This is a genomic window from Dietzia sp. HMSC21D01 (assembly GCF_001815995.1).
GTDB lineage: Bacteria > Actinomycetota > Actinomycetes > Mycobacteriales > Mycobacteriaceae > Dietzia > Dietzia cinnamea.
The window spans coordinates 1-10855 of record NZ_KV823839.1; the positions used below are offsets into that span (position 1 = coordinate 1).

Here is a 10855-nt window from a genome sequence, read left to right on the forward strand (position 1 = left end):
ACCTCGCCGCGCGGCCCGCCCTGGACCGGGCGCTGCGGGAGGGGGCGCCGGGGGATGGTGCGCTGCAGGACGGCACGGAGGGGCGCGGTACGACGACGACGACGAGTCCCGCCCCACGCCACCGCACGCCCTGGCCGACGGTGCTGGCCCGTCCGTGGCCGCTACCGCCGCATGGGGTGCGGGCCCGCCGGGGCATGGTCTACGGTCCGGACCCCGTGGCGAACCGATTCGATCTCTACACCCGTGCAGACCTCCGCCCAGGTGGCGACGGCGGGGCCGGGTCCCGTGTCGGTGAGTTCGGCGCGGGGGTGGGCGGGGTCCGCGGCGTGCTCGTCCACATCCACGGCGGTCACTTCCGCGCGGGCGCACCGAGCCTCGAGTCCCGCGCGATGCTGTTCGACCACGCGCGTCGCGGTTGGGCCGCCCTCAGCGCGACCTACACCCTGTCGCCCACCCCCGAGGCGGGCTTCCCGCAGCACCTGGTGGACATCAAGCGGCTCCTCCACTGGATCCGCGTTGAGGGCCCGTCACACGGCATCCCGGCCGATGCGCCGATCGTCGTCGCGGGCAGTTCGGCAGGCGCCCACATCGCGATGATGACCGCGCTGACCGCGAACGATCCCCGGTTCCAGCCCGGCTTCGAGCACGTCGACACCACGCTGGCCGCGGCGGTCGGGCTCTACGGGTACTACGGCCGGCTGGGCAGTGCGACCCGGGACGTCTCGGACCCTGTGCGGCATCCGGCCTCCGGGGCGCCGCCGGTGGCGATCATCCACGGCACGCTGGACACGTACACGCCGGTCAAGGGCTCGCGGCGACTCGTGCGGCACCTGCGCGCGGGGTCGCCGAACCCGGTGGTCTACGCCGAGCTGCCGGGCGCGCCGCACGGCTTCGACGCGGTGTGCTCGCCGCGGTACCTCGCGGTGGTCGACGCGGTCGCCCGGTTCACGGACCGGTACGCCTGAGTGCTCCGGCCGCGTAAGGTTCCACTCACTGCCAGGACATCGTCGATCCGAGGAGACTCCATGCCGCTGACGGGACGATACGAACCCCCGCGGGTCGGCGACTACACCGCGCGCGAGGTCACCGGCGCCGAGCGCGACGAATGGTGGGCGCGGACGTGAGTCGCAGACCTCAGGAGTCCGACGCATGAGCAGGACGGCGATCGTGCTCGGCTGCGGCGGCACCATCGGTGCCGCCTGGGCGATCGCGGCCATGCACGCCCTGGGCGAGCAGACCGGTTTCGACCCGCGTGAGGCCGACGTCATGCTCGGCACCTCCGCGGGCGCCGAACTCGTCACCATGCTCGCCGGCGGCGTCTCCGTCTCCGAACTGGTCGACATGCAGTACGGCCGGGCCACCGACCCGAGGCTGCGGGACCACATCGCCTCCACTCCGCCCAGCGTGCCGCCGCTGCCGCGGCTTCCGTTGCTCAACCCGGGCCTCCTGCGCAAGCGCACCGGGCTGGCGGGCCTCACCGGCATCGCCCCCACGGGACGCGCGGACGCGGGGTGGCTGCAGCGACTCGCCGAGCAGTTCGAGGTCGGCGCCTGGCTCCCCCACCCCGCGGCCCGGATGGTGGCCTACGACGTCCGCGCCGGGGAGCGGGTCGTGTTCGGCGCACCCGGGTCGCCTCACGCGACCGTCGGCGAGGCGCTGCGCGCGTCCTGGGCGACACCCGGCTGGATGCCGCCGGTGCCGATCGGGGACCGCATCTTCGTCGACGGCGGGATGGGCTCGACCGCCTCGGTCGACCTCATCGGTCCGGAGGAGGTGGACCTCATCTACGTCATCGCCCCGATGGCGTCGGCACCGGGCGTCCGCATCCCCGGCCCCGGTGGCTCGCTCGAGTACCGGATGATCCGCCGCCCGATGTCGACCGTCCTGCACGCCGAGATCGACACGGTCCGCGCCCGCGGCACGACCGTCGTGCCGATCCTGCCGACCCCCGCCGATCTCGCCGGCCTGAGCGCGCATTTCATGAACGGCGCGCGCCGCACGCAGGCGTTCGAGCACTCCATGACCACCGCTCCCGCGACAGTCCGGTCGGCGCTCGCCGCCAACGGGGCCGGGGTGTGACTGGGCCGACTCAGCGATATGCGACTGGACCTCTCGACGTCGGCTGTCACCCTCTATCCCCCGACCGCGTCCGCGTCACGACCCCCTGGTGATCGCTAGTCGCTACGGGACGTTGGAACATCGCGCGCTGGCGGCGAGGGTCACGAGTTCACCGGTCAGCAGGCTCCGAGCCAGGTGACCACCGCGGGCACCGTCAGCGCGCCGCGCGGCGCGTGACCGGGCGGGTGCCGTCGCCGAGGTCCGGCTCCGGCAGGCGCCGGCCCGGATCCGCGAGCCCCACCGTGTGCCCCTCCGCGGACAGTCGCCGCATCGCCTCGAGCAACATCCGCCGGGCGCTGTTGTTGACCGAGGACACGCGGCTGAGGTCGAGCGTCACCTCCTCCGGCCCCTCGGGAATCTCGGCCAGGCGCCGCAGCACCTGCTCGGCACTGGCGAAGGTCATGGGGCCCTGCAGGCGGAACGTCCGGCGCCCGGAGATCTCGTCGAACCGCACCGATCGCACGGCCTCGACCTCGGTGACCGTGGTGTTCATCAGATGCAGCTCGAGGTCCCGCGACAGCCGCTCAAAGGTGCGCACGCCCTCGACACTGTGCCCGTGCTCGTCGAGCCGCGGCGAGAACACCCCCAGCCCCACCTGACCTGGCAGCGCGCCGAGGATCCCTCCGGACACCCCGCTCTTGGCCGGGATCCCCACCGTGGACATCCAGTCGCCGGCGGCGTCGTACATCCCGCACGTCGTCATCACCGCGAGGACCTGCCGCGCGACCGGTGCCGACACCACCCGCTCGCGCGTGACCGGGTTGACGCCGCCGGTGGCCAGCGTGACGGCCATGACGGCGAGGTCCCGCACCGTCACCCGGTACGCGCACTGCCGGGTGTACCCGCGCACGGCCTCGTCCGGATCGTCCTCGATGATCCCGCCGGCGCGGACCAGGTTGGCCATCGCGCGGTTGCGGAACGCCGTGCGCAGCTCGGACTCGCACACGGCGCCGTCGACCTCGAGACGCCGGCCCGCGAACGCCGACAACCCGTCCGCGATGACCGCGCTGCGCTCGTTCTCCGAGGCGCCGGGCGGGCCGACGAGCGTGTGCGTGGTGATCGCCCCGATGTTGATCATCGGGTTGCGCGGCCGGCCGGTGTCCCGGTTGAGGGAGATCTGGTTGAACGCGTCGCCGGACGGCTCCACCTCGACCTTCTCCAGCACCGCCTCGATCCCGCGGTCGCGCAGGGCCAGCGCGTAGACGAACGGCTTGCTCATCGACTGGATCGTGAACTCCGCGTCCGCGTCGCCGGCGGTGTAGACGACCCCGTCCATCGTGCAGGCGGCCACCGCGAACCGGTCCGGGTCCACGGCCGCGAGCTCGGGGATGTAGTCGGCGAGCCGGCCCTCCCCGCCGTCCGAGCAGGCGTTGCGGATCTCGAGCAGATAATCAGGTACCGGCGTCTTCACGCCACCAGCGTGTCATGACCGCCCGCGCGGGGGCCGATCAGTCCCGGGCGCGGGGCCTGCGATGCCCGTCAGGCGGCGGACCGCGCGGTCACGACGGCGTGCGGCGCACCCGGCTGCGTACGCCGGCCCGTCACCCTGAAGCCCGCGCGCTCCAGAGCGGTGACCATGCCGTCCATCGGCCAGAGGTAGGCCGTGGCCGCCGGGTGGGCGAACGGACCGTGACAGGGTCCGGTGAAGAACGACAGGAGCAGCTGCCCGTCCGCCTCGAGAACCCGGTGGAGGGTCGCCAGCGCCACGGGGAGCTCCCGTCCATCCATGTGGATGAGCGAGTACCAGGCCAACAGGCCGGCCCACCGCTCCTCCGTCCCGTCCAGATCGGAGATCGCGCCGTGCCGGAACGCCACGGTCGGAAAGCTCTCCCGGGCCATGTCGACGAACGGGCCGGAGGGTTCGAGCCCGTCCACCGCGTGCCCCAGCGCCGCCAGGTGCCCGGCCCACCGTCCCGTGCCCGAGCCGACGTCGAGGATGCGCCCGGGGACACCACCCGCCCACGCCTCGATGACCTCGCGGTCGGGATCGTCCGGGGCGACCTCCCTGCCCAGCACGCCCGCCAGCACCTCCGCCCGCGCCACGTACGCGCTCGGGATGTCCTCATATGTCATGTTCCTGATCCCCCCCCTTTTCCTTTGATCTCATGTCGATCAACGCGGACCACGCCTCGAAATAGTCCCCCCGACACGACCGGAAAGAATTGTGCGGATAAGTGATCCGCGTCAATGTTCCGGCAGCGGCCCGTCTCTATCGTGGGAATTACTCGGCGGCGGGTGCCGACCGGGACCGAGAGGAAAGGACAACGTCATGGCCGTAAAGAATGTCATTCACAGCATCCTGCGCGCGGAGGGGTTCTCCTGCCCGTCCTGTGTGGCCAAGATCGAGAAGCAGGTCGGTCGACTCGAGGGTGTCGAGAAGGTGGAGGTGCACTTCGCCTCCTCGCGGATCGAGGTCGACCACGACCCGGGGGTGTCCAGCGTCGATGACCTCGTGGCCGCCGTGGCGAAGGCCGGTTACAGGGCACGTCCCAGCGCCTTCTGACCGGACCGGTGACCCTTCACCTGCCCTCCGCCGTCCCGCGCGCCGATTCGCCCGGGACGGCGGAGCCGCGTTTTCCGGACATTCCCCCACCGCCGGGCCTGCCGTATCCGATCCTGCGGTTAATTGATCACCGTCATGGTCGCTTCACCGGAACGCTCTTATGGTAATTCCGACGGGTCGAGGAGATGTGTCGGAAACACCGCACCGAAATAAGGACCCGGATATCGAGGAGTAGGTCATGAATACCATCCGTAAATGGATATACGGGCGTTGGTTCGTCCCGATCCTGTCGGGGCTGCTCATCATCGGATCCTTCATCGCATCCGGTGTGGCCGGCTCGGACTTCCGCGGGCTCGAGGACAACGCGGTCCTCGCCGACGTGTTGATGCTCGCCGCCGCTGTCGTCGCGGGAGCCCCCATCGTCAAGAAGGCGGTCGATGCCCTGCTCATCCGCCACATCGGCATCGATCTGCTGGTGTCGGTCGCGGGGATCGGCGCGATCATCATCGGCAACTACTGGGAGGCGGCCGCGGTCACCTTCCTGTTCGCGATCGGTCACGCCCTCGAGTCGGCCACCCTCAACAAGACCCGCTCCGCGCTGGCCGAGCTGGTTGCCGTGGCACCGGACGTCGCGGTGGTGATGCGTGACGGCGAACAGGTGGAGGTCCCGGCCGGCCAGGTCCGCCAGGATGAGATCGTACTGGTCAAGAACGGCGCCAAGGTCCCCGTCGACGGCCAGGTCGTGGCCGGTTCCGGTGCGCTCGACGAGGCCTCGATCACCGGCGAGTCGATTCCCGTGGAGAAGTCCAAGGGCGACCAGGTGTTCGCCGGCACCGTGTCGCGCGGGGGATTCCTCCACGTCCTGGCGACCGGCATCGGTGCCGACACCACCCTGGCGCGGATCATCCACCGCGTCGAGGAGGCGCAGGACGCCAAGGCGCGTACCCAGAGTTTCATCGACCGCTTCTCCGCGTGGTACACCCCGGGCATCATGGTCCTGGCGCTGGTCGCCGGCCTGATCAGCGGCGATGTGGTGCTGGCGCTGACACTCCTGGTGATCGGCTGCCCCGGTGCACTGGTCATCTCGATCCCGGTCGCGATCGTCGCCGGCATCGGCAGGGCGGCCCGCAACGGCATCCTCATCAAGGGCGGGGAGTACCTGGAGACCTCCGCGAAGATAGACGTCGTCGCGGTGGACAAGACCGGAACCCTCACCGAGGGACGACCCGAACTGACCGACGTCCTCGTGCTGGCCCCTGACAGGTCCCGCGCCGACGTGCTGACCCTGGCGGCGGGCGGCGAGGCGGGCTCCGAACACCCGCTGGCCCGGCCGATCCTCGAGGCGGCCTCGGCCGAGGGGGTCGCCTACGACACTCCCGAATCGGTCCGGCCTATCGCGGGCAAGGGTCTAACCGCGCAGGTGGACGGCTATCGCGTCCTGATCGGCAACCAAGCGCTGCTGGACGAGTTCGGGATCGCCGACGACGGCGGCGCGGCACGGGCGGCCGACGACTTCGCCCGCGACGGCAAGACCCCCATGATCATCGCCGTCGACGACGAGGTGGCCGGCGTCATCGCGGTGGCCGACACCATCCGTGCCGATGCGGCCGAGATGATCGCCCGGCTCCACGGATCCGGTGTCGAGAAGGTCATCATGCTCACCGGTGACGTCCCGCTGGTCGCGGAGGCGGTCGGCGCGGCCACCGGGGTGGACGAGGTCCGGGCGGGGCTGCTGCCGGAGGACAAGCTGCACGCGGTCACCGAGCTGCAGCGGGCGGGCCACACCGTGGCCATGGTCGGCGACGGCGTCAACGACGCTCCCGCGCTGGCCACCGCGGACATCGGTGTCGCGATGGGCGCCGCCGGGTCAGCCGTGGCGGTGGAGACCGCGGATATCGCACTCATGGGTGACGACCTGCTCAAGCTGCCGGAGGCCGTCGGTCTGGCGAAGCGCACCGTGTCGGTGATGCGTCAGAACATCGCGGTCGCGATGATCACCGTGGCCGCGCTGTTGGCAGGTGTCTTCGCCGGAGGGGTCACCATGTCGATCGGCATGCTCGTCCACGAGGCGTCCGTCCTGGTGGTCATCGTCAACGCGATGCGCCTCCTGCGCCGGCGGGTCGACGTCCACCGCACCGTCGCCGACCCGGATCGCCGGGGGCGGCACCGCGTGGCGGTCTCGGCCTGACCTGACACGACATCGCGGGCCCGCACCGGAAGATCGACCGGGCCGGGCCCGCGGTGTCTCGTCAGATCAGTGGTCGGCGTCCGCCTTGGTCTGATGGACGGTGCCGTGCTCGTGCTCGGGCGGGCCGTACAGCGAATACACCTTGAGGTCGTCATCACCGATGTTGGTGACGTTGTGCCAGCTCCCGGCGGGCACGAGGATGACCCAGTCGTCGGAGACCTCGCGGACGAAGTCGAGCTGGTCCTTCGCCGGCCCCATCTCGACCCGGCCCGTGCCGGCCTCGACGCGGAGGAACTGGTCGTGGTCGTCGTGGACCTCGAGACCGATATCGTCCCCGGGGCGGATGCTCATCACGGTGAGCTGCATGTGCGATCCCGTCCAGAGGGTGGTCCGGTAGTTGTCGTTGGCGAGGGTGGCGTCCTCGATGTCGACGACGAACGGGTTCGGACCCTGGTCAGTGGGGCTCATCGATATTCCTGCTTCCGTAGGCGGGTACACACTGTGGCCGGCGGCCGATGTTGTCCTCCCGAGTTTCGGTCACTCCCGGGCCACTTTCAACCAAGGGCAGGCTGTGCAACGCCCCGCGAACGCTCGCGGGCGCTCAGCGCGGCTCGGCGATCTCGGCCAGTCGTTCGCGGTCGAGCACGGCGGTCCAGCGGCGACCGGAATCGATGATCCCCTCCCGCCGGAGCCTGCTCATCACCCGTGACACCGACTCGGGTGTGGACCCGGTAATCCCTGCCAGGTCGGAGCGCGTCAACGGTAACTCCAGCAGCGTTCCAGCCGCGCGGCCGTCGCCGAACCCGGAGCGGGCCTCACCGAACTTGTCGGCGACACGCAGCAGTGTCCCGGCCACCCGCTGGGCCACGGTACGGGTGGCGTGGTGCGTCACCGTGGTACGCGCGTCCTCGAGCAGCCCCGTTAGGTGGTCGATGACGCGCAGCGCCACCTGCGGGAATCGGGTGAGGAGGTCGCGGAAGTCCTCGGCGCCGATCCGCAACGCGCACAGTGTGTCGATCGCCTCGACCGTTTCGCCGTACCGCGGCGTGCCGAGCGAGTCGACACCACCGGCGAAATCACCCGGTGCGAGCAGGTCGACGACGACGGTCCTGCCGTCCTCGGAGTCCCGGTACGCTTTGGCGCGACCGTGGGCGATGACATAGAGGTACCCTGAGCGCTCGCCCTCGGTATACACGGCGTCGCCGGAGCCCCACGACAGGGACACCGCCCGCCGGTCCACCTCAGCGATCCCGTCGGCGTCGAGGTCGGCGAAAAACGGAGTGCGGTGCAGGACCGCGAGCCGCACGTCGATCGAGCAGGCGTGAGGTCGTGCGCAGGTCGGTCGCAGCGGTGTCCGGCGACGTCCGGGGATCTCCGTCACGTCGTATCGTGGCGCTTCAGGTCGCTCGTGGCGGGGCCCTCGATGAGTTCACCACACGCCGTGAAGCGGGACCCGTGCCAGGGGCAGTCCCACGAGCGCTCGGCGTCGTTCCAGCTGAGCACGGCCCCCATGTGCGGGCACAGCAGGCCGACAGTGCACTTCTCGCCGTCGTCCCCCGTGGCCTCGCCGACCGGTCGGACACTCGGCCGCGGCTTGCGGACCACCGACTGCGCCGCGGTCGCGGCCAACTGCAGAGGCAGGTCCGCGAACAGGGGAACCGCGTTGCGGGCCGACCCGGTGATGCTGGGCTTACCGAACGACACCCGCGGGTCCAGGCCCTCGAGCCGGTCGACCATGATCCCGGCCGCCGCCGGCGCGCCCGTGAGGCCCCACTTGCTGTAGCCCCCGGCGAAGTGGACGCGGCCGCGTCCCCACGGCAGCGGGCCGGACCTGGGCAGCATCGTCACCGGGTGGAAATCCTGCGCGGACCAACCGTGGGTCATCGTCGCGCCGGGGAAGTACTTCTCCGCGTACTCGCGCAGGGAGTCGAGCTTGGACGCCGTGCCGGTCGCGGTGCCCGTGCGGTGGCCGTTGCCGCCGACGAACAGGATCTCGCCGTCCGGGGTGGGCACGGTCCGCAGCGACCGCACCGGGCTCTCGACCGAGCCGTACATCCCCTCCGGCAGCCCGCCGGAGTACTCGAACGACGCGAGGTAGGACCGCTCGGGCTCCATGGTCGCCACCGTCGGGCCGCGGTCCAGCGCGGGGGACGCGGTCGCCAGGACCACGTCGCGCGCGGTCATCGTGCCCGGGTCGGCGGTGACGGTGACGAACGCGCCGTCGCCAGTGCCCCGCGCCTTGAGGCCGGTCACGCGGGCGTGCTCGACGACCCGCACGCCCAGCGCCGTGGCCGCCCGGACCAGCGCCGCGAGCGCCTGCACCGGGTCGATCTGCATCTGATCCGGCAGCTCCACCGCCGAGCGGGCGGGGAAGGGGACGTCGATCCGGTCGTACCACCGGGCGGGCAGGCCCAGGTCGACCATCGTGCGCATCTCCTTGCGCAGCGTCGAGGTTCCCATCACGCCGCGCGAGAACGTCACCGCGCGGCGACGTTGTGCGTCGACGCCGTGCGACTCGCAGAACTCGGCCCACCAGTCCAGGCCGTAGCGGCTGGCGTCGGCGTACTCGCGTGCGGTCTCCAGGCCGTGCTTGGAGCGGATACTCGACAGTCGCGTGCCCTGCAGCACCGAGACCTTGGCCGTGGTCGCGCCGCTCGCCCCGGCGCCGACGGTGTGCGCCTCCAGGACCACGACGGACTTGCCTCGCGCGGCCGCCATGAGGGCGGTGATGAGGCCGGTGAACCCCGCGCCGGCGATCACCAGGTCCACGTGCTCGCCCTCGGGGAACTCCGCCGCCGGGGGGTCGATCGTCGTGCGTCGCCAGAATGATGTGCCCATGGTGCGTCTCCTCTGAGCTCTCGCCGCGGATGTCGCTGGCGCTCACTGTAAGACAGGCCGTATGTGCCCGCACCCGCTCGGCGGGCGCGGGCACGGGCCTCAGTAGTAGCCGGAACCGAGCCTCTCGAGCACCCGCCGCAGGTCCGACGCGAACTCGGCCGCGTCCCGCGCAGTGAGCCTCGAGTAGCTCAGCACCAGCCCCGCCACCGCGTGGCTCTCCGCCTGCCCGCTGAGCGAGCGGGTGCGCCACCCCGTCTCCTCGAGTGCACGGACCACCTCGTCGTCGTCATATCCGGGTAGCACCACGCACAGGTGCAGGCCCGCCTCGACACCCGTCACTTCCGGGCCCGGACACTCGCGCGCGAGCGCCGCCACCAGGCGGCCGCGACGATCGGCATACACGCGCGCCGCCCGCGCCAGGTGGCGGTCCATCGCCCCCGTCTCCAGGAACGCCGCGAGCGCCTCGGCCGGCAACGACGACGGGCCCCGGCGGTGGACCACCAGCCATCGCTCGACCTCGCGCCGCAACGACGCCGGCGGCAGGCACCACGCCACCCGCAGGTCGGGCGCCACCGACTTGGACGAGGTGCCCACGTACGCGACGTGATCGGCCGCGCCGGGTAGCGTGACCAGCGCGGGCAGGGGGGCGACGCCGTAGCGGAACTCGCCGTCGTAGTCGTCCTCGATCACCAGCGAGCCGGTCCGCCGCGCCCACTCCACCACCGCGACCCGCCGGTCCACGCTCATGCGGTGTCCCAGCGGGAACTGGTGGGCGGGCGTGGTGAAGACGATCGCGCGCTCGGCGCCCAGGCGCGCGGCGTCGAGGCCGCCCGGCTCGGCGGGGTGCAGGCGGACGTCGAGGCCCTGCTCGCGGGCCATCAGTCGCGCGCCGCGGTAGCCGGGGTCCTCCATATGGAACACCGCGGGTGGCCGGTCGGGGCCCGCGGCGGCGAACGCCGCGCACAGGGCCGCGATCGCCGAGCGCGAACTGTCGAACAGCAGGGGCTCCGCGCCCGCGATACCACGGTGACGACGCAGGTGCCCGGCGAGCGCCGCCCGCAGGGACGGACTCGGCTCCTCCCACGGGTTCAGCCCCGCCAGCCCCTGCGCGGCAGCCACCCGCACCGCGGCTCGCCACGCACGCTGGTCCACGAGGGTCGCGTCCGGGATGCCGGGCCGGAGGTCCCGCGGCGAGCGGCCCCGGCGGG

General features: G+C 71.6%; 10 protein-coding genes. 4 read left to right on the plus strand and 6 right to left on the minus strand.

All coding sequences use genetic code 11. The features are described from left to right. Positions 1 to 965, plus strand: a 965-nt coding sequence (locus HMPREF3086_RS05305; RefSeq protein WP_141764007.1) for an alpha/beta hydrolase, incomplete at its 5' end; no start/stop codon positions are given. 184 nt (positions 966 to 1149) lie between these two features. After that, positions 1150 to 2079: a patatin-like phospholipase family protein gene (locus HMPREF3086_RS05310; RefSeq protein WP_070720565.1), complete on the plus strand. Its 930-nt coding sequence runs from the start codon at positions 1150 to 1152 to the stop codon at positions 2077 to 2079. 193 nt (positions 2080 to 2272) lie between these two features. On the opposite strand, the gene HMPREF3086_RS05315 is transcribed toward HMPREF3086_RS05310, so the two are convergent. Together HMPREF3086_RS05315 and HMPREF3086_RS05320 are read right to left on the minus strand one after the other, a co-directional pair. Next, positions 2273 to 3529, minus strand: a complete 1257-nt coding sequence (locus tag HMPREF3086_RS05315; RefSeq protein ID WP_070720569.1) for a glutaminase — start codon at positions 3527 to 3529, stop codon at positions 2273 to 2275. Positions 3530 to 3597: 68 nt separating this feature from the next. Beyond that, a complete protein-coding gene (locus HMPREF3086_RS05320) occupies positions 3598 to 4191 on the minus strand; it encodes a class I SAM-dependent DNA methyltransferase (protein WP_043568817.1) in 594 nt (197 codons plus the stop codon). Positions 4192 to 4387: 196 nt separating this feature from the next. Here HMPREF3086_RS05320 and HMPREF3086_RS05325 point away from each other — a divergent pair, with 196 nt between their 5' ends. Next, positions 4388 to 4621: a heavy-metal-associated domain-containing protein gene (locus HMPREF3086_RS05325; RefSeq protein ID WP_007633765.1), complete on the plus strand. Its 234-nt coding sequence runs from the start codon at positions 4388 to 4390 to the stop codon at positions 4619 to 4621. Positions 4622 to 4859: 238 nt separating this feature from the next. After that, positions 4860 to 6809 (plus strand): heavy metal translocating P-type ATPase, encoded by a 1950-nt coding sequence (locus HMPREF3086_RS05330; protein ID WP_070720573.1) that lies wholly within the window; start codon positions 4860 to 4862, stop codon positions 6807 to 6809. A 66-nt stretch (positions 6810 to 6875) separates the two neighbouring features. Here HMPREF3086_RS05330 and HMPREF3086_RS05335 read toward each other — a convergent pair whose 3' ends face one another. From HMPREF3086_RS05335 to HMPREF3086_RS05350, 4 genes are all read right to left on the minus strand, one after another. Then, positions 6876 to 7277 carry a cupin domain-containing protein gene (locus HMPREF3086_RS05335; protein WP_070720576.1) on the minus strand — a complete coding sequence of 134 codons (402 nt, stop codon included), beginning with the start codon at positions 7275 to 7277 and terminating at the stop codon, positions 6876 to 6878. 133 nt (positions 7278 to 7410) lie between these two features. Next, on the minus strand, positions 7411 to 8190 hold the full coding sequence (locus HMPREF3086_RS05340) for a Crp/Fnr family transcriptional regulator (protein WP_246830913.1): 780 nt from the start codon (positions 8188 to 8190) through the stop codon (positions 7411 to 7413). Next, positions 8187 to 9647, minus strand: coding sequence for an FAD-dependent oxidoreductase (locus HMPREF3086_RS05345; RefSeq protein ID WP_070720579.1), 1461 nt, complete (start codon positions 9645 to 9647; stop codon positions 8187 to 8189). The genes HMPREF3086_RS05340 and HMPREF3086_RS05345 overlap by 4 nt, the downstream gene beginning before the upstream one ends. 99 nt (positions 9648 to 9746) lie before the next feature. Further along, on the minus strand, positions 9747 to 10855 hold a 1109-nt coding region (locus tag HMPREF3086_RS05350), incomplete at its 5' end, for an aminotransferase-like domain-containing protein (RefSeq protein ID WP_070720585.1).